The 23,562-nt window shown below is 70.0% G+C and carries 24 protein-coding genes; 17 read left to right on the top strand and 7 right to left on the bottom strand.

The features are described 5' to 3' along the window. Nucleotides 1-29: 29 nt before the first annotated feature. Entirely contained in the window at nt 30-341 is a 312-nt protein-coding gene (locus MUB56_RS01680) for a hypothetical protein (RefSeq protein WP_244930187.1), read from the bottom strand. Between the two features lie 57 nt (nt 342-398). After that, entirely contained in the window at nt 399-1,019 is a 621-nt protein-coding gene (locus tag MUB56_RS01675; RefSeq protein ID WP_244930186.1) for a hypothetical protein, read from the bottom strand. Between the two features lie 130 nt (nt 1,020-1,149). Here MUB56_RS01675 and MUB56_RS01670 point away from each other — a divergent pair, with 130 nt between their 5' ends. From MUB56_RS01670 to MUB56_RS01640, 7 genes are all read left to right on the top strand, one after another. After that, a complete protein-coding gene (locus MUB56_RS01670; RefSeq protein WP_244930185.1) occupies nt 1,150-2,394 on the top strand; it encodes a hypothetical protein in 1,245 nt (414 codons plus the stop codon). Further along, entirely contained in the window at nt 2,394-3,050 is a 657-nt protein-coding gene (locus MUB56_RS01665; RefSeq protein ID WP_244930184.1) for a LysM peptidoglycan-binding domain-containing protein, read from the top strand. Before MUB56_RS01670 ends, MUB56_RS01665 begins: the two co-directional genes overlap by 1 nt. Next, a complete protein-coding gene (locus MUB56_RS01660; protein WP_244930183.1) occupies nt 3,050-4,813 on the top strand; it encodes a phage baseplate assembly protein V in 1,764 nt (587 codons plus the stop codon). The genes MUB56_RS01665 and MUB56_RS01660 overlap by 1 nt, the downstream gene beginning before the upstream one ends. Then, nucleotides 4,813-5,247 carry a GPW/gp25 family protein gene (locus tag MUB56_RS01655; RefSeq protein WP_244930182.1) on the top strand — a complete coding sequence of 145 codons (435 nt, stop codon included), beginning with the start codon at nt 4,813-4,815 and terminating at the stop codon, nt 5,245-5,247. The genes MUB56_RS01660 and MUB56_RS01655 overlap by 1 nt, the downstream gene beginning before the upstream one ends. A 16-nt stretch (nt 5,248-5,263) precedes the next feature. Beyond that, on the top strand, nt 5,264-7,216 hold the full coding sequence (locus MUB56_RS01650) for a putative baseplate assembly protein (protein ID WP_244930181.1): 1,953 nt from the start codon (nt 5,264-5,266) through the stop codon (nt 7,214-7,216). Further along, on the top strand, nt 7,213-7,800 hold the full coding sequence (locus MUB56_RS01645) for a phage tail protein (RefSeq protein ID WP_244930180.1): 588 nt from the start codon (nt 7,213-7,215) through the stop codon (nt 7,798-7,800). Before MUB56_RS01650 ends, MUB56_RS01645 begins: the two co-directional genes overlap by 4 nt. 131 nt (nt 7,801-7,931) lie before the next feature. After that, entirely contained in the window at nt 7,932-8,438 is a 507-nt protein-coding gene (locus tag MUB56_RS01640; RefSeq protein ID WP_244930179.1) for a hypothetical protein, read from the top strand. A gap of 88 nt (nt 8,439-8,526) precedes the next feature. Here MUB56_RS01640 and MUB56_RS01635 read toward each other — a convergent pair whose 3' ends face one another. Continuing rightward, a complete protein-coding gene (locus MUB56_RS01635; RefSeq protein WP_244930178.1) occupies nt 8,527-8,727 on the bottom strand; it encodes a hypothetical protein in 201 nt (66 codons plus the stop codon). A gap of 102 nt (nt 8,728-8,829) precedes the next feature. Here MUB56_RS01635 and MUB56_RS01630 point away from each other — a divergent pair, with 102 nt between their 5' ends. Further along, nucleotides 8,830-9,282 (top strand): thioredoxin family protein, encoded by a 453-nt coding sequence (locus MUB56_RS01630; RefSeq protein ID WP_244930177.1) that lies wholly within the window; start codon nt 8,830-8,832, stop codon nt 9,280-9,282. A gap of 95 nt (nt 9,283-9,377) precedes the next feature. After that, a complete protein-coding gene (locus MUB56_RS01625; protein WP_244930176.1) occupies nt 9,378-9,617 on the top strand; it encodes a hypothetical protein in 240 nt (79 codons plus the stop codon). On the opposite strand, the gene MUB56_RS01620 is transcribed toward MUB56_RS01625, so the two are convergent. Both MUB56_RS01620 and MUB56_RS01615 read right to left on the bottom strand, forming a co-directional pair. Continuing rightward, on the bottom strand, nt 9,611-10,054 hold the full coding sequence (locus MUB56_RS01620) for a DUF1501 domain-containing protein (RefSeq protein ID WP_244930175.1): 444 nt from the start codon (nt 10,052-10,054) through the stop codon (nt 9,611-9,613). The genes MUB56_RS01625 and MUB56_RS01620 overlap by 7 nt on opposite strands. A 937-nt stretch (nt 10,055-10,991) precedes the next feature. Then, on the bottom strand, nt 10,992-12,464 hold the full coding sequence (locus MUB56_RS01615; protein ID WP_244930174.1) for a DUF1800 domain-containing protein: 1,473 nt from the start codon (nt 12,462-12,464) through the stop codon (nt 10,992-10,994). 453 nt (nt 12,465-12,917) lie between these two features. On the opposite strand from MUB56_RS01615, the gene MUB56_RS01610 reads away from it, so the two are divergent. The 6 genes from MUB56_RS01610 (at nt 12,918) to MUB56_RS01585 (ending at nt 17,602) form a co-directional block, all read left to right on the top strand. Then, complete coding sequence (locus tag MUB56_RS01610; RefSeq protein ID WP_244930173.1) at nt 12,918-13,382, top strand: DUF4395 domain-containing protein; 465 nt, start codon at nt 12,918-12,920, stop codon at nt 13,380-13,382. A 97-nt stretch (nt 13,383-13,479) separates the two neighbouring features. After that, the gene (locus MUB56_RS01605; protein WP_244930172.1) at nt 13,480-14,328 is read left to right on the top strand and encodes a sulfurtransferase; all 849 of its coding nucleotides are present in this window, start codon (nt 13,480-13,482) and stop codon (nt 14,326-14,328) included. Continuing rightward, nucleotides 14,328-14,624 carry a DUF1416 domain-containing protein gene (locus MUB56_RS01600; protein ID WP_244930171.1) on the top strand — a complete coding sequence of 99 codons (297 nt, stop codon included), beginning with the start codon at nt 14,328-14,330 and terminating at the stop codon, nt 14,622-14,624. The genes MUB56_RS01605 and MUB56_RS01600 overlap by 1 nt, the downstream gene beginning before the upstream one ends. A 326-nt stretch (nt 14,625-14,950) precedes the next feature. Beyond that, nucleotides 14,951-15,091 (top strand): hypothetical protein, encoded by a 141-nt coding sequence (locus tag MUB56_RS01595; RefSeq protein WP_244930170.1) that lies wholly within the window; start codon nt 14,951-14,953, stop codon nt 15,089-15,091. A gap of 238 nt (nt 15,092-15,329) precedes the next feature. Then, on the top strand, nt 15,330-15,740 hold the full coding sequence (locus MUB56_RS01590; RefSeq protein WP_244930169.1) for an Ig-like domain repeat protein: 411 nt from the start codon (nt 15,330-15,332) through the stop codon (nt 15,738-15,740). A gap of 119 nt (nt 15,741-15,859) precedes the next feature. After that, the gene (locus MUB56_RS01585; RefSeq protein ID WP_244930168.1) at nt 15,860-17,602 is read left to right on the top strand and encodes a DUF4012 domain-containing protein; all 1,743 of its coding nucleotides are present in this window, start codon (nt 15,860-15,862) and stop codon (nt 17,600-17,602) included. Between the two features lie 227 nt (nt 17,603-17,829). Here the strand turns inward: MUB56_RS01585 and MUB56_RS01580 are convergent, their stop codons facing one another. Further along, entirely contained in the window at nt 17,830-19,194 is a 1,365-nt protein-coding gene (locus MUB56_RS01580) for a polysaccharide biosynthesis tyrosine autokinase (protein WP_244930167.1), read from the bottom strand. 163 nt (nt 19,195-19,357) lie between these two features. Further along, nucleotides 19,358-20,317 (bottom strand): asparaginase, encoded by a 960-nt coding sequence (locus tag MUB56_RS01575; protein WP_244930166.1) that lies wholly within the window; start codon nt 20,315-20,317, stop codon nt 19,358-19,360. A gap of 725 nt (nt 20,318-21,042) precedes the next feature. Between MUB56_RS01575 and MUB56_RS01570 the strand changes: the two genes are divergently transcribed. Both MUB56_RS01570 and MUB56_RS01565 read left to right on the top strand, forming a co-directional pair. After that, nucleotides 21,043-21,624, top strand: a complete 582-nt coding sequence (locus tag MUB56_RS01570) for a hypothetical protein (RefSeq protein ID WP_244930165.1) — start codon at nt 21,043-21,045, stop codon at nt 21,622-21,624. A gap of 386 nt (nt 21,625-22,010) precedes the next feature. Continuing rightward, nucleotides 22,011-23,105: an acyltransferase gene (locus MUB56_RS01565; RefSeq protein ID WP_244930164.1), complete on the top strand. Its 1,095-nt coding sequence runs from the start codon at nt 22,011-22,013 to the stop codon at nt 23,103-23,105. The last annotated feature ends 457 nt before the right edge of the window (nt 23,106-23,562 follow it).

The following is a 23,562-nucleotide window of genomic DNA, read 5'->3' as shown; positions in this document are numbered from 1 at the left end:
GTCCCGGCGGCCGAGGCCGCCCAGGCACGTCAGTCGGCCCGGGCCGCGCACCCGAGCATCTCCGGTGCGTCCGGCGCCGCCGGCTCGCCGTCCGCGGCTGCGGTCGCAACTGCGACCCGGGCGGCCGAGACCCCGACCGCACCCGCGGCATCGGCGCCCCACCTGACCGCTCGCGCGATGCTCGCGGCGCCGCTGGGCGGTGCCCCGGGCAATCTCTTCCGCACGACCGCCCGCTCGATCCGCCGGATGTGGAGCCCCGAGGTCGTCGACACCGCGATCCGACCGGCCACCGAGATCCGCCGTTCCTCGGTCGCCCCCGGGATCGCCGCCGCGGCGGCCACCTCAGCCGCCGCTTCCGGTCCCGCCGCCGTGGCACCGCCCAGCCCGAGCCGGCCCGCTCACCAAGCGCCGTCGGCGTCCACCGCGTCCAGCACGAGCACGGCGCGCCCCGGGTCCCCGGCAAGCACCCCGAGCGCCCCGGCAAGCGCCCCGACCGGCACCGCCCCGACCGAGGTCCGGCGCACACCGGCGACCTCTGCCTCCTCGGCCCCCGCGGGGTCAGCCTCCTCGTCGTCGGCGGCCCCGGCGGCCCCGCCCTCGGCACCCACGGTCTCGACCCCCGCTGCCGCTTCCTCCGCCGCGTCGGCCTCCTCATCCTCATCCTCATCGTCGTCGGCGCTGTCGATGACGACGGGATCTGCCCCGGGCGCGCAGGCACCGCAGGCAGCGCCGGCCGCTTCGGCCACGACTCCGTCGGCGCCGACACCGGTCCGACGGGTCGCGACCCAGCAGGCGGGGCAACCGCCCCGCCCGGTCGCGTCGCTGCTCTCCGGCTCGCACGCCCACACCGCGCCCACCGGCGGCGCGATCGCGATGCCCGAGCTGATGACCGTGCGCCGGCGCGCGGCGTTCGGTGTCGATGCCACCCGGTCGCTCGCGTCCGGCTTCGCCGGCTCGGAGGCGATCCGCCCGGTCACCGGGGCGACCACGTCCGGCGCCGCGGGTGGGCCCCTCGTCACCCCGACTCCGCGCGCGCACGCCGCGCCCCCGCGCGAGGCGGCTGCCTCCGCGCCTCGCGGTCGGTCCGACGGGTCCGCCCGCCCGGCCCCCTCGAGCTCGGCAGCGTCGTCCACATCGTCCACATCGCCCGTGTCGTCTGCCCCCACGTCGTCCGCTCCCGCGGCGGGAGTTCCGGTGCTGCGCCGCACCCCCGCGTCGTCGGTGACCGGCTCCGCCGCCCCGGCGGCGCCTCACCAGCGCCTGGGCGCACCGACCGCGACGGGTGGGTCCGCGCCGGTGATCGCTCGCTCGACCAACCCGCGGGCGACCCCCGGCACCCCGGCCGGGTCCGCCGTTCCGGCGGCGGGCGCTCCGACCTACCCCACCCCGGCCGCGATCCGCGAGGTCGCCACCCCGACGACCTCGCCGAGCACCGTGCTCCGCTGGGCGCGCGTCGCCCCCGCGCCTGCGGGCGGCGGCTCCGCGGCAGCGAGCGGCGGTCCCGTGACCGGGTTCGCGCGCACCGCGCCCCCGGCCCCGGGCGGCGTACCGGTCCCCGGCCTGCTCGCCCGCGCCGACCGCGGCGGTGAGCCGCTGCGGCGTACCCCCGCGGGCCCGACCCGCACCACGGCAGGCCCGATGGCAGCCTCGAGGACGAGCGCGTCGGCGAGCACCGCCGGCCCGTGGACCCCCGCCGCCCCGCCGAGCAGCACCCCGGCCGCCGCGTCATCCGCGATGCCCACCATGCCCGCGCCCACCATGCCCGGCCTGGCCGCGCAGTCCGCGCAGTCCGGGCAGTCCGGGCAGTCCATGCAGTCCGGCCCGCCCGTGCCCGTCGTCGGCCTGATCGCCCCGCCTGGCGCCGGTCCGACCGGCGGCCCCGGTGCCGCCCCCGCCGGCCGGATCAGCCGGATGACGGTCGCCCCGCCCCGGATCAGCATCAGCCCGTCTCGCGGGGACGGCCCCGCCGCGCCCCCCGTCCCGTCGGTCGCCCGCACGTCCGGGCCGACGTCGACCCCCACCAGCACCCCGGCCGGCGCGCCCCGCTCGCTGGTCGAGTCCACCGCCCACCTGTTCAGCTCGGTCCCCGAGGGCGTCGTACGACGCCTCCTCGACGAGGGAGGAACCTCCATGTCCGGTCACCAGCACGAGTCGTGGTCGCCTGGGGGGTCGGCCCCGTCCTCGCCCGGCACGGTGGTGCGCCGCTGGTCGGCCCCGTCCGGTGGGTCGCCGGCCACGACCATGGCGGGCCAGGGTCCGGCGGAGCTCGATGACGACCTGCAGCCCGGCGGTGCCCTGGAGGCCCTCGTCGACGCGGTCGTCGAGCGGGTCGAGCAGCGCGTGATCGACGAGCTGGAGCGGCGCGGCCGGCGCCAGGACTGGGCGGCGTTCTGATGTCGGAGCTCGAGAAGGCGTTCCTGGAGACCGAGGACGGCACCCGGCTCCCGTGTCTGTACAACCCCGAGACCCTCAGCATCGGCCGCCGCAACAACTGGGTGTCCAACCCGATGCCCGGCAAGGGCGTCTCGACCCTGCAGTACGCCGGCGCCGGGTCCGGCTGGATGGCTCTGGACCTCATCTTCGACACCACCGACGTCGGCACCGCGGTCACCGCGCACACGGGCAAGATCCTCGGGCTGATGGAGATCGACCCGAACCTCCCCGGCTCGGACGAGACCACCAACAACGCCCGCCCGCCGACGGTCACCTTCCACTGGGGCGACCTGCACTCCTTCAAGGCGGTCGTGCAGGACCTGCGGCTGAGCTTCACCTACTTCTCCTCCTCCGGTGTCCCGCTGCGCGCGCAGCTGCACCTGGAGCTGATGCAGTACGAGCGCTCCAACGCCTTCGGCCCGCAGAACCCCACCTCCGGCACCCCCAAACCGAGCCGTGTGCACCGCGTGCAGCCGGGGGAGACCCTGGACCGGATCAGCGCCCGCTACTACGGCGACGCCACCCGCTGGCGGGTGCTGGCCAGTGCGAACGGCCTGGAGGACCCGCTGGCGATCCGGCCCGGCGCGCTGCTCGACATCCCGAGGCTGGAGGGCTGATGCCGCCCATCGACACCGCCCCGGTCGTCAAGGTCGAGGGCAGCACGCTGCCCCTGAAGTGGCTCGAGGGCCTCACGGCGGTCCGGGTGGAGCGGGCCATCGGCCTGCCCGGTCGGGCGACCCTGCGGTTCGTCGACAACGGGTACGCCCTGGCCTCCTCGACCACCTTCAAGGTGGGCAAGGAGGTCGAGGTGCTCAGCGGGACCAAGCAGCTGATCCGCGGTGAGGTCACCGGGATCGCCCTGGAGCAGGACGGCCTGCACACGCCGGAGCTGATCGTCACGGTCGACGACCCGACGCACCGGATGGCCGGGCGGGTCAAGAGCCGCGCCTTCCTCAACCAGTCGTACTCCGACATCATCACCAAGCTCGTCGTCGGCACCGGCCTCAGCGCGTCGGTCACGGGCGCCGCGGGCTCGCACCCGTACCTCCTCCAGGCGGGCTCCGACCTGTCGTACCTCAGCGCGATCGCGGCCCGGGCGGGCCTGGTCTGGTGGGTCGAGGACAAGAGCCTGAAGGTGGTGGCGGCGGGCACGGCCGGGTCGAGCGTCGTCGAGGTCACGCTCGGTACGCCGCAGCTGCGCTCCTTCTCCGTGCGCGCCTCGGCCGCCGGACCCGACAAGGTCTCGGTGACCGGGTGGGACCAGGCCCAGCAGGCCGCCATCACGGGCGAGGCGGAGACCAAGGCGACGGCGGAGTCGAACTTCGTCACCAACGTCCCCGGCCGCTCCGGCTCGGGATCGCGCGGCTGGACCAAGGACGTCTTGGTGGCCGACCCGCCCCCGCTGGACGCCGCCGAGGCCTCCACCCTGGCGAAGTCCTTCCTCGCCGAGGCCAGCGCCGCCGGCGTCGTCGCGCGCGGTTCGGGCGACGTGAACGGCGCCATCGCGCCGGGGGTGAAGGTCAAGGTGGTCAACGCCGGCCCGACCTCGGGCTCCTACCTGGTGTCGAAGGTCGAGCACGTCTACAACCGCTCCGGCTTCACCACCCAGTTCACCGCCGGACCGCACCGGCCCTCCAGCCTGGTCGACCTGCTGGGCGGCAGCGCCCGCCGCGACCCGGGCCTGACGATGAACGGCGTGCTGCCGGCGCTGGTCACCGACCTCGCCGACCCGGACAAGATCGGCCGGGCCAAGGTGAAGTACACGACCATCTCCGGCGAGGTCGAGTCGCACTGGGCCCGCCTGGTCACCCTCGGTGGCGGCGACAAGCGCGGCATGGTCTTCACCCCGGAGGTCAACGACGAGGTGCTGATCGCCTTCGAGCAGGGCGACACCCGGCGGCCGGTGATCCTGGGCGGGCTGTTCTCGAAGAACAAGGGCCTGCCGACCAGCGACGACGTCGACCAGAACAAGGTGAAGTTCCGCCGGATCACCTCGCGCCTGGGCCACCTGATCGAGCTGGCCGACGGGGAGGCGCCCGCCGACCAGCACATCCTGCTGACCCTGAAGGGCAAGAAGCACAAGATCCGGCTCGGCGAGGACAAGCTCGAGGTGATCGTGGACAAGAAGCCGGTCACGATCACCAACGGCCAGGCCACGATCAAGTTCACCGAGCAGGGCGACATCACCATCGAGGGCAACAACATCACCCTCAAGGCCAAGCAGAAGGTCGAGATCAGCGGCGGCACCGAGGTCGGGATCAAGGGCAACACCAAGGCGTCCCTCGAGGGGGCCCAGGTGGAGGTCAAGGCGTCGGCGACCGGCAAGATCGAGGCCGGCGGGCCGTTGGCCATCAAGGGCGCGATGGTGGCGATCAACTGATGTCCGAGATCGCCCTGCCGGGCAACACCGGCGACACCAGCGCCTTCGTCGGCCGCGGGTTCGGCTGGCCGCTGGGGGTCGACCACACCGGGTCGATCCGGCTCTCCAACGGCGTACCCGAGCTGGACCGCGCGATCGAGATCGTGCTGATGACGGCGCCCGGGGAGCGGCTGATGCGCCCGCAGTTCGGGTGTCGCATCTGGGACCTGCTCTTCGAGCCGGTCACCGCCAACCTGCTCGGCCTGATCTCCCAGGCGGTCCGCGACGCGCTGGCCCAGTGGGAGCCCCGGGTCGTCGTCGAGGACGTCCACCCGGAGCCCGACGTCGAGAACCCCTCGCTGGTCCGGATCAACATCACCTTCCGGGTGCGCGCGACCAACGATCGCCGCAACCTGGTCTACCCGTTCTACGTCATCCCGCACGACGCCGAGTGAAGAAGAGCGAGCCCCCATGCCACTGCCGACCCCCGGCCTCGACGACCGGACCTTCCAGGACATCGTCGACGAGGCCAAGCGGCTGATCCCGCGCTACTGCCCCGAGTGGACCAACCACAACGTCTCCGACCCGGGCGTGGCGCTGATCGAGCTGTTCGCATGGATGAGCGAGATGGTGCTCTTCCGCGTCAACCAGGTGCCCGAGCGGCTCTACACCCACTTCCTCAACATGGTGGGCATCGAGCCGTTCCCGCCCGCGGTCGCGAGCACCGACCTGACCTTCTGGCTCTCCGCCGTCCTCGACTCGCCCGTCGTGGTGCCCGCCGACACCGAGGTGATGACGGTCGCCGGTGCCGCGGAGCGGGCCGACGCCGTCGTGTTCAGCACCGACACCGAGCTGGTCATCGCCCCGCCCGTCCTGGAGTCCGCGCAGGTCGTCACGGTCGGCGACGGCCGCACCCGCGACGTGTGGGAGGACCTGCGGTTCAACCCCGCCGGCGTACCGGTCTTCGCCTCCGAGCAGATGACCCCCGGCGACGCGTTCTGCCTGGGCTTCCGCGACTCCCTGGCCGGCATGGTGCTGCGCATCTCGGTGTCGGCCGAGGCCGAGGGCATCGGCGTGGACCCGCGGCGTCCCCCGCTGGTCTGGGAGGTCTGGAACGGCGACGCCTGGATCGCCACCGACATCTACGAGGACACCACCGGTGGCCTGAACCGGGCCGGCGAGATCGTGCTGATGGTGCCGACCGTGCACGTCCCGATGAGCGTCGGCAACCACTCGGCGTACTGGCTGCGGACCCGGCTGCTCGCGCCGGTCAGCGGCCAGCCGACGTACAAGGCCTCGCCGCGGGTGCAGAGCATCGAGGTCGCGGCCCTGGGCGGCACGGTGCGCGCCGAGCACGCGGAGACGGCGCCGCCGGAGGTCGTGGGCCGCAGCGACGGGGCGGCGGGTCAGGTGTTCGGGGTGTCCCGGGTGCCGGTCCTGCCGCGTCGGGCCGACGAGGTGGTCCGGGTCGTCGACGGCGACCACGCCCAGGAGTGGACCGAGGTCGCGGACTTCTCGGAGTCGCGCGACGGCGACCGGCACTACGTGTGGGACAGCGGCGCCGGCACCATCCACTTCGGCCCCCGGGTCCGCTACCCCGACGGGTCGGTGCGCCAGCACGGCGCGATCCCGCGGGACGGCGCGCGGATCGAGGTGACGTCGTACCGCCACGGTGGCGGCACCCGCGGCAACGTCGGCGCCCGCACCCTCAGCCTGCTCCGCTCGACGCTGCCGTTCGTGAGCGGCGTGATGAACCTGCAGCCGGCGACCGGTGGCGTGGACGCCGAGACGGTGGCGGAGGCGAAGGTCCGCGGGCCGCTGACGTTGCGCACCGGCCAGCGTGCGGTCACCGCCGGCGACTACGAGCGGCTGACCCTGGAGGCCTCGCCCCAGGTCGCGCGGGCCCGGTGCCGCTCGGCTCGTCGCGGCAACGGCACGGTCCAGCTGCTGGTCGTCCCGCACGCCCGCGGCGACGTCGGCGGGCACCAGATCGACGACTACGCGATCTCGCAGGACCTGATGGCGGAGATCTCCGAGCATCTCGACGAGCACCGGGTGATCGGGACGGCCGTGGAGGTGACCACGCCGTTCTACCAGGGCGTCTCCGTGGTCGCCCGCGTGTACGGCGCGCCGGGGCGCCCGCCGGGCATCGTCCGGCAGCGCTCGGTCGATGCGCTGAACCGCTACGTCAACCCGCTCGTCGGCGGACCCGACGGCACCGGCTGGCCCTTCGACGCCGACCTCAACATCGCGACGGTCACCCAGATCCTGGAGTCGGTCGAGGGCGTGGACCGGGTCGAGGAGGCGCTGCTCTTCGAGTACGACCTGCGCTCGGGCCGTCGCCTCGGCGCCGCCAAGGACGTGATCCGGCTGGACCGGCAGTCGCTGTTCCTGTCGGCCGTGCACCAGGTGGTGGTGCGGTGACCTCCCTGGTCCGCGCGTCCGCGGCGCTGACCAGCGGCCATCGGCAGCCGCGACGGGCCGAGGACTGGATGCTGCGCCAGCTGCCGGTGCAGATGCTGAGCCAGGACTTCTTCGTCCGGTTCGTCTCGATCTTCCAGGAGGTCGGCACCACCCTGCTGGAGGACGCCGACAGCATCGAGCACGTCGCCGACCTCTCGGTGGCGCCGGAGGACTCGATCGCCTGGCTGGGCTCGTGGATCGGGGTGGACAGTCTCGACAACTCCATGCCGGCGGTCCTCCGGAGACGTATCGTGGCCACGGCGGCCCGCACCCTCGCGACTCGGGGGACCGTGGGTGGTCTGCGTTCCTTCCTCGAGCTGCTCAGCGGCGGTCCTGCGGAGGTCCGGGAGGGTGGCGGCGTGTGGCGAGCCGGCGACGTCCCGGACGACACCGCGTGGGTCTCCATGAGGGTGGAGGACACCGGCTCCCTGGAGCGGGAGGCGTTCGTGGACATGGTCAAGGACGAGGTCCCGGCGCACGTGCGGGCAGAGTTGTACGTCGGCCCCGAGCGGGTCTGGAGCTCCGAGGAAGACGAGGACTGGTGAGGGACACGATGAGTGCGGGCAAGCACCTCGGTGACGACTCCCCGGCGGTCGAGCAGGAAGGCGCGTCCCCGGTGGTTGAGCAGGGAGGCGCGTCCCCGGTGGTTGAGCAGGGAGGCGCGCCAGCGCCGAGCGTGTCGAAACCCCCGCACCCGACCGCCGACGACAACCCGACGATCGTGATCGCCGAGACCAAGGGCGCGCGTCGCGAGGTGATCTGCCCCGAGTGCGGCACGTCGGCCACGATCACCATCAACCGTCGCGAGGCCGAGGACTTCTGCCGGCGCTGCGACTTCCCGCTGTTCTGGACCCCCGCGGCGATCGTCCTGGACACCTCCAGCGGTCCGGCCTCCGACGCGCTGCGCCGGCTGCCCGGCACCGCGGGTCGGGTCACGGTCGGCAAGCTGGACTGCCCGCACTGCCGGGAGTCCAACCCGGTCACGGAGACCCACTGCCTGCGCTGCCAGGGCGACCTGCACCCCGTCTTCGCCGCGCCGCCCGCCCCACCGGTCCTGGCCCCGCCCCCCGACCCGGAGCCCGAGCCCGACCCCGTCCAGCGCACCCCCTGGTGGGTCTGGGCCGGCATCGCCCTCACCCTCGTCCTCGCCATCGCGCTGATCGTCTACCTCATCCAGCGCTGACCCCCCGCCGGTGGTCGAGCAGGAAGGCGCGCCAGCGCCTGACGTTGTCGAGACCCCCGCAACCAACGCGTCCACCCTCACCCGTGCCTCACTCCTGCCGAGCGAGCAACCCCGTCGCCACCATCCCGATGACCCACAGCCCCAGCACAGGCAGGTCGCCGTTGTTCAACCCGTGGCCGTCGCCGAATGCCCAGATCACGTCGCCGGCCCACGGCCCGTGCCCGGCGATCAGCAGCATCATCAGCCCGGTGAGCGCTGCCGCGACGACGAAGGCGAGGTCACGGCGCATGGGCAGGATCCTAGGGAGCCGGCACCAGGGGCGGAGACCCGCGTATCGAACCCACGCGAGACCTCCTGGAATACCGATCGACCCCGGAACGCTCGACCTGACGTGACGACCGGACTGTGGACAGCCGTTGCCGCCGTCGTGGTGGCGGTGGCCTTCGGGCTCTACCGGCAGTACGCCGACGGCCGCTTCCGCGCGCGGACGGCGAACCCGACGCAGGTGGAGGCCCCGAAACCCGGCGAGCCGACGGACGGCCTCTGGGCCAGTGTCACCTCCGCCCTCCCGGACGCCGAGCGCGGCGAGCGCGCGACCCTGCTGCAGTTCTCCAGCGCCTTCTGCGCCCCGTGCCGCGCGACCCGTCGTACCCTCGCCGACATCGCGGAGGTCGTCCCCGGCGTGGTCCACGTCGAGGTGGACGCCGAGTACCACCTGGAGCTGGTCCGCGAGCTCGGCATCCTGCGTACGCCGACCACCCTGATCCTGGACGGCACCGGGACCGAGGTCACCCGCGCGGCCGGCGCGCCCCGCAAGGAGCAGGTGCTCGCGGCGCTGCCCTGACCGACTCCACCCCGACGCACCGGGGCCTCCCCGAAATGGGGGAGAAGCAGTCGCCTCCCTGGCCTCGCTCGGCACCCGGGGAGGTCAATGGATTCATGAGCCTCCTGCCGCACCGCGCGCCGAAGCTGTGCCCGACGTGCCAGCACCCGGCGCCGGGCCTCGTGGGTCGGCTGGTCGAGCCGCTCATCTGGGCGAACGACTGCTGCCACCGGTCGGTCGACGACCCGTGGTCGTACCTCGGCGACGACGAGTGCGGGTGCCGCGATGAATCCCACGCGCGGCTGCACGTGCCCGGTACGAGGCGTGCCCACGCGTCGCGGGTCGACGCCTACTGACCGAGCATCACCCCGACCCGCTCGCGCTGGAAGCCGGGGAAGACCTGGGCGGTGGACACCCCCATCCGCGAGGAGACGACCTCGGCGAGCACGCTGCGGTAGTCGGTGGTGACCGGGAGATCGGCGTCGAGGGTGTTCTGCAGGCCGGGCCAGGTGCCGTAGTACCGGCCACCTTTGACCCCCGCGCCGGCGACGAACATGACGTTGCCCCAGCCGTGGTCCAGACCCTGGTTGGCGTTCTCCTGGACCCGGCGGCCGAACTCGCTGACCGTCACGACGGTGACCCGGTCGCCGACTGCGCCGAGGTCCTTGAAGAAGGCGGCGAGGCTGCTCGCGAGGTCGGTGGCGTTGCGCACCATCCATCCGGAGCTGGCCGTCCCCACGTCCACGTGCATGTCCCAGTCGCCGGAGTCGACGGTGACGGCCCGGACGCCCACGTTCGCGCGGAGGGTCCGGGCGACCGAGGCCAGCGACAGGCCGAGGTCGGAGTGCGGGTAGAGCGCGGAGCGGTCGGACTGGGCCTGGGCCGGGCCCAGGTCGGCCGACGGCGCCCAGCGCGGTCCGGAACGCGGAGCCCATGTCGCCCGGCGCGTGCGCCCACTGCCTGCGCATGGCGGTGAAGCGCGCGCTGGCGGAGGAGGCGCGCAGGTTGACGCCCGCCACGCCGGCCGAGTCCAGGGACGAGAACGACATCACGGCTGCCGGTCCGACGAGGGAGGTGGGCAGCGTGCTGCCGAGAGCGACCGCTCCCAGGGCGCTGCGCCGACCCGAGCCGCCGACCAGCCGGTTGAGCCACCCGACCCGGGCGGGGGAGCCGGGGTCGGCGTCCTCCAGCTCCTCCATGGCGGCGAAGTGGGACCGGTTCGCGACCGGCAGGCCGGTGGCATGGACGGCGGCGAGCCGGCCCGCGTTCCACAACGGGAGAAGCGGGCCGAGCGCGGGGTGCAGGCCGAAGAACCCGTCGGCCGCGAGCAGTCGCGCCTTCGGTACGGCGATCGTGGGTCGGGCGGCGTCGTACGCCGGGTCGCCGTGCGGCACGACCAGCGACAGCCCATCGGCGGCCCCGCGCAGGGACACCACGACGAGAGCCGATTCGGAGGTGGCGGCGGTCGCTCCGGAGGGCGAGCCGCTCATGGTGACGACGGTCGAGCCGAACATGGTGGTGGCGCCGGCGAGGGCGGAGCCCCGGAGCACTCCTCGGCGGCTGGCGCGGACGACATCCGCGTCGAGGAGGCGGTCCTCGCGGCAGTCGCAGGGCGAGACGTCGGCTTCTGCGTTCGTGGTCATGGCGGTTCTCCGTGGGCTGGATGCGGCACGTGTGGGGTCGACGAAGCGCCCGCCGGCGAGGGCAGCGGCGATGGACGCGGGGCGGGATCAGTGCTGGTAGAAGGCCGGGCTGTCGAGGAAGGTCGTGATCAGCCGCTGCCACTTGCCGCGGAACAGATCGGACGTGGCGGTGACGGTGTCCTTCGGTGCGTAGCCGGTGGCGCGGCAGCCGGCCTTCAACAACGCCTCCGTCGAGGGGCGCTGGAGGAGCTGCCGCGACAGATGGTCGACGAGGTCGCGGAAGAGCATCGAGCGCTCCGGCAGGAAGTCGACCGGCCTGGTGAACCTGATCTCCGTCGCCGGCCACCGTCCGGCCAGCTCCCAGTGCAGCGAGACGGAGGCCAGCACCCGAGTGGGCGAGGCCCACGAGCGGTTGTCCAGCGGCTGACCGTCGGGGCGTGGCCAGGTGAAGGGGGAGAGGCCGAGGGCACCGGCCTGCCAGAACGCCGTGTTGGCCGCCGAGAACTCGTTCCTCGGCCTGGTCACCCGCGCTCCGAGGAGGCGGTACGTCGCGACCACGTCCCCGTCCGCGTCGCGGACCTTGCGATCGACGGCGCCGGCGAACTCGCGAGAGCGGACCAGAGCACGCAGGACGGGCTTGATCTCGGTACCGCCGGCTAGGTAGATCGCCGCCAACCGGTCCACCAGGGAGGCGGGTACGTCGTCGGAGACGAAGACCCGCACGAGCTTGGTCGCGATCCGTCGCGCGGTCTCCGGGTGATGGGCCAGGTAGCGCAGGTAGCGCACGGTGAGTGCCTGGCCGTCGGCCGCACCGTTGGGGTCGGCGAAGTCCTTCACGCGCACGGGCCCGGTCCAGTGGTCGTCGGAGCTGTAGTACGGCTCCCAGGTGCTGTAGAGCGCGACCCGCCAGCCGGTGAGGATCCGTGCGGAGCTCTTGACGTCCTCCTCGGTGTGGTGGCCGATGCCGACGGTGTGCAGCTCGAGGAGTTCTCGGCCGAGATTCTCGTTGGGGTGGGTCCGGGTGGAGCCGGCGTTGCCGAGGTACATCAGCATCGCCGGGTGCAGCACCGCTGCGACGAGCAGGTCGTCGAAGCGGCCCAACGCGCCGGCCCGGATCCGCTCGCCGTAGTCGGCGCGGAATACCGCCACGTTGTCCGCAGTGAGCGGGACGTGGAGGTGGTTCTCCCAGAACTTCGTCATCACCTCCAGCACCGGCCGGGGCGATTGCATCCGCCGGACCATGGTGCGCGAGCCGACGTCGTACCCGACCTCCAGCGAGTGCCGGACCAGGTCGCGCTGGCGCCGGAAGACAACGGCCGCGGGCAGGGCCAGGTCGGGCCACCAGCTCTGGAAGCCGTTGGCGCTGCCGTCGTACGCCGTCACCAGCTGCTGGTCGAACCAGGCCAGGTGGGAGCCGGCCTTCCGGACCTCAGCGGTGAGCGCGGGGGTGATCCCGAAGCTGAACCGGTTGACCAGGTGCCGGGCGGGTCGCGACAGCACCTGCGTCTCCCGGTAGCGGCCCGGGGCGTATCGACCCCTGCCGCGGCGGCGTGAGGGCATGGCGAGATCGCTCGACATGGGCGTGTGCCTCCCCTTGGCGTTCCACCTGTTCCCGGGGCGATCCGAGGGTGCGTCGCCTAGGAATCGACGGTAGATCCGGACAAGTGAGGCAGACCCTCGGTGACGGCGTTCTCTCCCGAAAACTGGGGAGGCCGGATTAACACGGGTGTAACACGTTCTACCATCTCGAATCGTGGTACGACCGTCCAACATTCGAGACACGGATTCAGCGTTGGCTGGGCCCGCCCTCTACCTTGGTGGCATGTCCTCGACCTGGCTGACCAAGCGACGCGCAGTGGATCACTGCCGCGTGCGCTCGTCGCTGTGTCGGACGTCCTGACGGGGTCGGCCCGCAACTGCTTTAAGTCGAGCAAGTCACTGCAGTAACATCGCAGCCCTCGACGCCGACCGATCCCGTGCTTCGCACCCGGGCCGTCCCTGCAGGAGAACATCATGAGCACTGCCATCGATCGTCACGCCGTTGCCTCGGCGCGCATCGACGCGCGCGGTCCGCAGTTCACTGCCGCGGTCACCGCGCTGGTGCTGATCGCCGTCCTGGCCCTGCCGACTCCGGCGGCGACCGTGCTCATCGGCATCCAGGCCGTCCTGTTCGCCCTCGGAGCGGGCCTGGGCGTCCAGCACGCGCCGACCGCGTGGGTCTTCCGACGCGTGGTCCGCCCCCGGCTCTCCGGGACCACCGAGTTCGAGGACCCGCGGCCGCCACGGTTCGCTCAGGCGGTCGGCCTGGTCTTCGCGGTCGTGGCCTTCGTCGGCTTCGCCTCCGGCGTGACCGCCCTCGGCGTGGTGGCGACCGGCTTCGCGCTGGTGGCCGCCCTGCTCAATGCCCTGTTCCGCTTCTGTCTGGGCTGCGAGCTCTACCTCCTCCTCAAGCGAGCGCGTCTCTCGATGGTCGAGTAGCGAGCGCCAGCGAGCGTATCGAGACCCCCGCACCCAAGAACCGACCTGAAACCCAACAGACCCCGCGTCGAGCACGACGCAACAGAAAGGTAGAAACATGACTCGCGAGAACTCCCTCGTCTCGACCCAGTGGGTCGAGGACAACCTCGGCAAGGACGGCATCGTCTTCATCGAGGTCGACGAGGACACCACGGCGTACGACAAGGGCCACATCAAGGGCGCCATCAAGCTCGACTGGACCACCGACCTCCAGGACCAGGTCCGCCGTGACTTCGTGAGCAAGGACCAGTTCTCGGCGCTGCTGTCCGAGCGCGGCGTCTCCAACGACGACACCGTCGTGCTCTACGGCGGCAACAACAACTGGTTCGCCGCCTACGCCTACTGGTACTTCAAGCTCTACGGCCACCAGGACGTCAAGCTCATGGACGGCGGCCGCAAGAAGTGGGAGCTGGACTCCCGCGAGCTGGTGTCCGAGCTGCCGACCCGCGCCGCCACGACGTACTCCGCCTCCGAGCAGGACCTCTCGATCCGCGCCTTCCGCGACGACGCGGTCGCCGCGATCGGCGTGCAGAACCTGATCGACGTGCGCAGCCCCGACGAGTTCGCCGGTCGCCTGCTCGCCCCGGCCCACCTCCCGCAGGAGCAGTCGCAGCGCGCCGGTCACGTCCCGACGTCGCTGAACGTCCCGTGGAGCAAGAACTGCAACGACGACGGCACCTTCAAGTCCGACGCCGACCTCCAGGCGCTGTACGCCGAGGTCGGCATCGACGACAGCAAGGACACCATCGCCCTGTGCCGCATCGGTGAGCGCTCGTCGCTGACCTGGTTCGTGCTCAAGGAGCTCCTCGGCCACCAGAACGTGAAGAACTACGACGGCTCGTGGACCGAGTACGGCTCCCTCGTCGGCGTTCCGATCGCCCTGGGCGACGAGCCCGGTGTCGCCTGATGTGCGGCGCGACTGAGGGCGGCCTCTCCCTGGACGGCGTCAACGTCGCCAAGGAGGCCGTGATCCAGGGCCAGGTGCTGCGCGGTGACGACCCGGTCGGCAACGCCTACGTCCGGCTCCTCGACCGCAGTGGTGAGTTCACCGCCGAGGTCCCGACCTCCGCGTCGGGCCACTTCCGGTTCTTCGCCGGCGAGGGCGACTGGACCCTGCGCACCCTCGCCCCGAAGGCCGACCCGGTCGACCGCACGGTGCAGGCAGCCATCGGCTCCGTCACCGAGGTGACCGTCAACATCTAGGCCCCTCGGTGGTCGAGTAGCGAGCGCCAGCGAGCGTATCGAGACCCGTCGGTCGAGCAGCGGCAGCCGGTGGTCGAGCAGCGAAGGGAGCCGGTGGTCGAGCAGCGAAGGACGAAGTCCTGAGCGTGTCGAGACCCCCGCACCCGACCGCTGACAGTAAGTCGACATACGCAATAAGAGCCACTCAGACGAGCGCCGCCCGGTCACCGGGCGGCGCTCGCTGTTTCCTGATCCTGTGCCTGAATTCACCCATCTGTTCACCCATTTCCCAGCAATCCAGTCCTCGGCCTGAAAGAGTAAAGAACTGTGTTGAGAATGGGGACCACGTGAGCAACAGACAGCGCAAGCGACACTCGCTCGACCCGGTGGTCGAGCGCCGGCGACGACTGGCCGTCCAGTGGGTCGGGCTGTCGATCCTGGGGCTGGTGACGGCCGTCCTGGTCGTCCGCGCCCTACAGGCGGGCTAACTACCCCTAGCCTGGGCCTTCTAGACCAGCCGGGTTCGAGGAGTGCGTCATTGCGGACCCCACGAGGACGTCAGGTAACGAATGGGTTTCGCCAACGCCCGCCAGCATTAATTCTCTCCGCCGGAGCGCCCGGATAGCGGAACCGATGTGCGGGACTCAGTCCTCGTGTGGTTTGCTGGAGCCTCGAAGTATTCACCGGGCACCACCCTCCAGTGCCTACCACGGGGAGTCTGACACCATGAAGAAGCTCATCGCCGGTCTGTTCGCGGCCATCTTGACGACGGCTGGTCTTGTGGCCGTCACCTCGACCGCACCCGCCTCCGCGGCGTGCACGCAGTATGTCTGCAACAGCACGACCTCGACTGCCAAGCCCGCGCCGAAGACGATCAAGGCCGGCAAGGCTGCCAAGGTCCGCGTCTCGGTGAAGACCCGCGGCAACATCAAGCCCAAGGGCACCGTGATCATCACGATCAAGGGCAAGGGCGTCAACAAGACCGTCCGCAAGGCCTACAGCGGCAAGACCCTCAGCATCAACCTCGGCAAGCTCCGCAAGCCGGGCAAGTACAAGGTCACGGTGACCTTCAAGGGTGCCGAGGGTTTCAAGGACTCCAAGAAGTCGACGACGATCACCGTGAAGAAGAAGCGCTGATCGCAGACTCACAGCTCGACCGGTGGCCCCGCGGACTGACCGCGGGGCCACTGGTGTTTCTTGGCACAGTGCTTGGGCATCTGGCGCTCTCGGCCCTCGCTGATCGATAGGGTCCTGCCATGCGACGGATGCCCTCCTGGCGAATCACTCTGTTCACCGTTCTGGGACTGGCCCTCGTCGCCGGTGCCTGGCTCGGTTGGCAGGTGTGGCAGGTCAACAAGGACCTCATTGCGGCCGTCAACGAGGTCGACGTCCTGCGCTCGGCGGCCGATGCCGGTGACGTCGAGGCGATGGACCGGTCTCTGGATCGCCTCGAGCAGCGCAGCGCGAGTGCCGAGGAGCGGACCTCGGGCGTCACCTGGGCTGCCCTGACCCGAGTGCCCTGGTTCGGCGATGACGCCCGAGGCGTCCGGGTGGTCAGCTCGGTGGTTCACGACCTCGCCGCCGAGGGCGCTCGCCCCCTGGTCGGCGTCTCCCAGAGCCTGAAGGAGATCCTCCCGCGCGGTGGCCAGGTCTCGATCGATGCGCTGGTCGAGCTGCAGGCACCCGTCGGCGAAGCGGAGCGCTCACTCGCCGAGGCGGAGGACGCGCTCGCCGAGGAGGACCCCGCGGACTTCGTGATGAGGCTCCGCGACAAGTATCGCGACCTCGCCGGCACCGTGCGGAGCACGCACCGGGCGATGGCCTCGGCCTCAACTGCGCTGCAGGTCATGCCCACGATGCTGGGCGGGGACGAGCAGCGGAACTACCTCCTGGTCTTCCAGAACAATGCCGAGATCCGGGCGACCGGCGGGCTGCCTGGTGCCGTGGCGCTGATCCAGGCCGCGGACGGACGGATCAAGCTGGCACGACAGGTCGGTGCGAACACTCTGAGCAGCCCTGGGCACCCCTACCTCCCCCTCAGCGAGACCGAGGAGGTGCTTTACGGCGATCTCCTCGGGACCTATTTCGTGAACGCGAACATGACCCCGGACTTCCCGCGCGCGGCGAGCCTGATGAAGGCCGGCTGGGAGCGCGAGGCCCCGGAGCGGATCGACGGGGTGCTCGCCATCGACCCGGTCGCACTGTCCTACCTGCTCGCGGTCACCGGCCCGGTCCAGGTAGGCGACACGAGCATCACCGCCGAGAACGTCGTCGACGAGCTGTTGCACGGCGTCTACCTGCGCTACGAGGACCCGGCGGACCAGGACGCCTTCTTCCAGGACGTCGCACAGGCGGCCTTCGACCAGGTGCTCGGCGGGGCCGATGACGCCCAGGGGGTGCTGCGGGCGTTGAGTCGGGGCGCGGTCGAGTCACGGATCTACGTTCACTCCTTCGAAGAGGCTGAGCAGCAGGCTCTGGGCGGCAGTGAGGTCGCCGGCGAGCTGGTGACCGAGCAGTCAGAGCGGCCGCAGGTCACCGTGGCGCTCAACGACTCGACCGGTGCCAAGATGTCCTACTTCCTGCGCTACGACGTGCGCGTGGAGGCGACCTCCTGCGGCGACCGGACCCAGAGCTACGTCGGGAGCGCGCGTCTCGAGTCGACGGCCCCGGCTGACGCGGCCACCCTGCCCGACTACATCACCGGCGGGGGGCTCCTTGGTGCCGACCCCGGCACGCAGTTCGTCAACGTCCAGATCTTCGCGCCCCCGAACGGATCGGTGACTGACCTGCGGGTGAACTCGACCCGGATCGAGTCGGCCGTCGTCGATCAGGACGGGCGGCCGGTCGACACGGTGGCTATCCAGCTGGAGCCGGGGCAGAAGGTCCGGCTCAGCTGGCGGATGACCTCGGGTCCGGATCAGGTCGGTACGACGGACGTCTCGGTCACCCCCGGCATCGAACCCCGGAGCTACTCCTCGCAGGCGCGCTCCGCCTGCTGAGGCGGTGTCCGCGGATCGTCGCCGTACGTCTCTGGGGATGGCCGACGCAGGTGTTCGCCAGGTCGGCCGATCTTGGCAGCACCTGCGGGCCCGCTTGGGCGGCAGCACCAGGTCGGTACGACGACCTCGCATCCCGGTTGGCGGATCCCGACTGGTAGCGGGTTGTTTTGCCCGAGCGCATCACGACGACTGCGTCGAGCTGGCCGACAAACTGAGCTAGCCGAGCGTCAGGCCTTTTCGGCCTGGGGCGCGTACCCGTACCCGTACCCGTACCCGTACCCGCTGGACTTCCGGTGGGACGGCACCATGTTGAGAACGACGCCCAGGGGTCGCGCACCGACCTGGTCGAGGCGCTCGAGGGCCGACCCGAATTGGTCACGGGTCGTCTTGCCCCAGCGCACCACGACCACCGCGCCGTCGGCCTGGGAGGCGAGGAGGGCGGCATCGGTGACCGGCAGCAGTGGCGGGGCGTCGATGATGACGTGGTCGTAGTCCCCGCGGAGGCTGGCCAGCATCTCGGCCATCGCGCGCGACTGGAGCAGCTCGGCCGGGTTCGGAGGTATGGCGCCGCTGCCGAGGACGTCGAGGCCGGTCGCCTCGTGACGCTGCAGGGCGTCGCCTAGGGAGACCTTGCCGACCAGGATCGTGGTGACGCCGACGGCGTTGTCGAGGCCCAGCGCTGCCGTGGCCTTCGGACGACGGAGGTCGCACTCCACCAGCAGGGTCCGACCGCCGGTCTGGGCCAGCGTGATCGCTAGGTTGACCGCGGTGGTGGTCTTCCCCTCCTCGGGGACCGCGGAGGTCACAACGAAGACCTTGGACTGCTGATCGACGTCGACGAACTGGATGTTGGTGCGTAGCACCCGGAAGGCCTCGACGCGCGGGGCATGTGACTGCAAGTCGGTCACCAGAGGATGCTCGCGGGTGTTTGGGTCATAGGCGATGCCGCCCAACAGCGGCGCGTGGGTGCGGCTGGTGAGATCCTCGGGCGTCTTCACCGTCGTGTCGAGGAACTCGCGGAGCACCGCCAAGCCGATGCCCAGCAGTAGGCCGAGCAGGAGCCCGAGGGCCAGGTTACGCACCGGCTGGGGCGAGTAGGGGCTGCCGGGGAGAGTCGCGGGGTCGACGATGGTGGCCTTCAGTACCGCGGTGGTCGCGCCGGGCGGCGTCTCCAGTTCGTCGACGAGGTCCTGCATCTGCTCGGCGTACTTCTGGGCGATCCGCTGGGCCTCGCGGCCATCGGGATCGGCGACCCGGATGAGCAGGTTGTTCGTGTCCGGCGTCACCTCCGCCGAGACCTTGGCGGCCAACTCTCCGGCTCCCAGATCGAGGTCGAGGGCGTCGATGACGCCCCGTGCCCTGGTCTCCCCCGTGACAAGGTCCGCATACGAAGAGACTCGCTGGGTCGTGAGATTGCTGCCCTGGATCGCATCTGTCGCCGAGGTTGTGGACACGAAGAGCCGAGCTGTCGACTGGTACATCGGGGTGGCGGTGAATGTGTAGATGGCGGCGAGTGCCACCACGATCAGAGTGACAGAGACAATCATGAGCCACCGGCGTCGCAGGATACGAAGGTAGTCCCGCAGTTCCACGAAGTCTCCGTTCGTTGGGTGACCGGCACAGACCCGTCGGCGTCCGCCGACGAGTCTGTGATCGGCACTCTATCGGTGCAGACGTCGAGTGATGGCACCGTAATGGAGTGACGTGTTCAACGTCCCACCCGTAACGTGTTCGCGTCACGGGTGGGCTTTACGGCTAGAAGACCGCGCGGATTTCCCCGACCGGTACGCCCCCGCCGAAAAGCGGGAGCTCGCCCGTGGCCCGCACGGCGGCGCCATCGACACCCTCCTGCCGGTCGATCCCGGCTCTGCGTAGCACGGCGGCCATGAGCACCGGACGGACTCGGGGCGCGCCGTCGTCGGTCTTCAGTGCGAAGGCCCGACCATCCGGCAGCGCGACTGCGTAGCAGGACTCGGCTCCCGCCTTGCCGATTGCGCCGGGGATCGCGGTAAGGAGCGTTCGCTCGTCGCGGTGGGTGCCCGAGACGAACTCCGGGTGATAGCGGATCGCGTCGGCCAGTCGGCGCGCCGGGCCCTCCTGGGCGCCTGCCAGTGCGCGGAACGCGCGCGCCAGGCCGACGAGGGAGGTCGACAGTAGGGGTGCCCCGCACCCGTCGATGGCGACCGCCTCCACCTGTTCGCCGGTGAGCTCAGCGAAGGTCGCCGCGATCCGTTGTTGGAGCGGGTGCGTGAACTCCAGATATGACGGGATGTCCCAGCCGTTGAGGACGCAGGTCGCCAGCATGGCGGCGTGCTTGCCGGAGCAATTCATGTGGATCCGCGAGCGGCCGCCGCCCGCACGAATCAGCTCATTGCGGGTGGCGTCGTCCAGGGGGTAGTCGGCTGGGGTCTGCAGCACATCCTCATCGAGGCCAACAGTGGCGAGGATCCGTCGCACGCCCTCGACGTGGTAGTCCTCGCCAGAGTGCGACGCGCATGCTAGCGCCAGCAGGTCGGATGGCAGGTCCAACCCTGCTCGAACCATCGCGAGGGCTTGGATCGGCTTGTTGCACGAGCGCGGCAGGATCTGGTGCACGGTATCGCCGATCGACCAGGCGACGGAGCCGTCGGAGTCCAGCGCGACCACGGATCCGTAGTGGTGTCCCTCCACGAATCCTGAGCGAACGATCTCGGCCACGACGACGGGTGGTGACATGGGAAGAGACATTATATGAACAGATGTGCTCGCTACGGGACGAGTGCGAGGCTCCAGGCTCAGCTGTGCTGGATGTCATCCACGCAGTCCTGGCTAGCGGTCTGGCCGTACGCAACGGACGGCCACGCGCTGGCGTTGGGACGCCACAGAACGGCAGCTCCCGGGTGTCTTGTCGCCGGGGTCGTGACTGAGGTCGGAGACGTGGAAGATCCGCCATCGGCCTTCTCGACCGAACTCCTGGAGGTCTTGGCCGACTCCGAGCAGGGGACTGGCCTCGGGTCCAGTTGCACAACGCATCTCGCCATCTTCACTTGTGCAGATAGAGCTTCCGGAAAGTCCAACGACGGGGTGCTCCGCCAGACGTGAATGGCCGCCTAGCAGCTGGGCTTCCCCCAGATTGGTGATGCCCGTCGTCGGGCACGCCCTGTCTCATTGGCACATGAGCTTGCGATCGATGCACCGATCCAGGAGCGCCAACGAAGCGGACCTGCGGGAGATCCTGGACATGTTCTGCGACCCACGAAAGGCCGAGCGGAGCCGCCGCCGCTGGGATCGACATGCTGCTAGGCAGGCCGTGTGGCGCAGACTAACGATCGGTCGCTGATCGAGCGTCCTCACGACAACACAGCGATTGTGACTCTTGTCGGATTGGCTCCGCGGGCCCTTTCCCCACGACTTGGAACCCGGCGTGAGGTGGAGCATGCTCAGACGCATAGGGTGCGGACGTGCCCCACGAGTCGATCCGGAGCCGAGCCGACTATCACCGTTTTCTCGCGATGGATCTCCGCGCGCACGGTGCCCGGCGGTGGCGGCCTTGGTACGTCATTACCCAGCCGGAGCTGCGGTACCAGCGGCTCCTACGTCGAGTGGAGTACGCCGCCACGTTGCGCGGGCCGCTGGGCAAGGTCGCGTGGGCGATCACCCGCGTTCATCTATCCCGGTACTCACTGAGGACGGGCATCTCGATCCCGCCCGGCGTCTTCGGACCTGGGTTGTCGATCGCTCATTACGGCTCGATCGTCGTGAACAACGAGGCTCGTGTGGGCGCCTGGTGCCGCATCCACTCGGCTACCAACATCGGGGCGTTCGGTGGCGGAGCCCCTCAGATAGGGGATTTCGCCTACCTCGCGCCTGGAGCGGTCGCTTTTGGGAGCATCGTCATTGGTGACGAAGTTACGATCGCTGCTAACTCGGTTGCTCGCACGAATCTGCCGGACCGCACGACCGTGATGGGCGTTGAGTTTCGCGATGTTCATTCCACGCCCCGCGTAATGCCGGAGTGGATTCTGCGCGAGCTGGACAGTTGAACCCGGGCGGCACCGCATCCAACCGTGCCAGTTGGCCTCGCCGAGTTCTTCGGCCGCCGACGGCCTAGACCTGGCCCGCAGTCCGGTCTGCTCGACGCGAGATCACTTCCTGCACGTCAGACGGCCGAGTGCGGCAACGAGGCACAGGTCACCAGGAGTTGTATCGCACGGCGAGGTGAGGCTCGTGCGTCGCGTCCAGACGGTGGCTAGGCGACTGTGCGGGCAGGGCGCCCCGCAGCGTGGCGATCGCGCTGGCAGAGGGTGGTTTGCCCACCTCCACATTGACTCGCTCTGCGTAGTCGGGGCCGTGCTGCACACGGTGTGACGCGCCAGCGAGTTCCTCACAACTTGAGCAGACGTAATCAACGCCCCTTAGCCTGCTCCACGTGACCTCGTCCCCGGTGACCACGATCCCGCAACCACCCACGAATCGCGCTCACAGGTATGCCCACATCGACGCGATGCGAGCTGCTGCCGTCCTCCTCGTTGTGATCGCTCACGCAGGCATGGGAGACATCGTGCCCGGCGGGAGCGGGGTGACGATCTTCTTCTCGATCTCGGGATTCATCATCGCCCACCTTCTCTTGAGAGAGCGCGAGCGGAGCGGCCAGTTCGACTTGGGCGGCTTCTACCGCCGACGACTCCGCAAGATTGGTCCACCTTTCCTGCTGATCATCGTCATTCCCACCCTGGTCTACGCCGGCTTCAAGTCCATCAACTGGTCCGATTTCGCCAGTCAGATCTTCTTCGTCTTTAACTGGACGACGCTCGATCACGAACCCCAGGTTCTCCCCGGATCCGGGGTCGTTTGGAGCCTGGCCATAGAAGAGCAGTTCTACATCGGGTTCTCGTTGGTCTGGCTCGCCATGGTCCGCGCGAGCCGACGCCCCGAACTCCCGCTGGCAGTCGTGGCAGCTGGTGTCGTTCTCTACTCCACAGTCGCCCGCTTTGTCCTGTCGGGCGAGTCCGACAGAATCTACTTCTCGACCGACACCCGCATTGATGGCATGGCGTTGGGCATCTTGACGGCCGTTCTGCTGCGCGCGGCGACACGTCGGCAGACCTCCTGGCCGGGAACAGTGCTGGAGTGGATCAGTCGCGACGCCGCATTCGTCCTGGCCGTTGGCCTCTACCTCGCCAGCCTCTTGATCCGAGACCCGCTGTTCCGGGACACCATGCGCTACTCGCTACAGAGTGTCGCGAGCTGCATCATCATTCTCTGGGGCTTCGGCGCCCAGGCAGGGTCTCTGCGCCGTTCCGTGACGCCGCTCCTCGCCTGCCGCCCTGTGCAGATTGTGGGTCTTGCGAGCTACTCCATATATCTCGTGCATCTGCCCCTGATCCACGCGATCGACGCCTTCTGGGCCCCCAGTCGTCTCGTCGGCTTGCCAGTCTCAATCGTGGTCGGGGTTGGTGCTGGGATCGCGATCTACTACTTGATCGAGCGGCCGATCGCGGACCGGCAGAAGGAGTCGAAATGACATTCAGGGAGCGGAGTTCGCTCCTCGTGAAGCCCAAGTCTTGTCCGGCTCTCGCGTTGCTTCTCGTAGACCCGGAAGAGTAGGACTTGGCGGCAGCGGTCCATGAGTTACGAACGCCCGCGTAGCTGCCCGAGAGTGCGGTCGCGAAGGTCGTAACGTCGACATAATCGATGTTGAGGTAATCGGTCTGGATTGCCGTGGTGGGCACGGCGAGTTCAACGTCGTCCCCTCGGATGCGCCGTGCCCGCAGTCGCGACGGAACCTCTTGGATCGCTCGTCCGGGACTGCTGCCACACCCTCCGGCGTTACCAACCAGACCGCGCCGTCGTGCGTCGACTGGTTTGCGCCGCGGATCACGACTCCGAGCAGGTAGCCGGACCTCCTGCGCCGAAAGTGCGCTCAGCATGGAGGTCCCAGGTCTACGAGGGGCGGAATGCCACGTCGCGGAGATGATAAT

It is taken from the genome of Nocardioides sp. W7, assembly GCF_022919075.1.
Classification (GTDB): Bacteria; Actinomycetota; Actinomycetes; order Propionibacteriales; family Nocardioidaceae; genus Nocardioides.
This window is presented reverse-complemented; position numbering and strand designations above follow the sequence as displayed.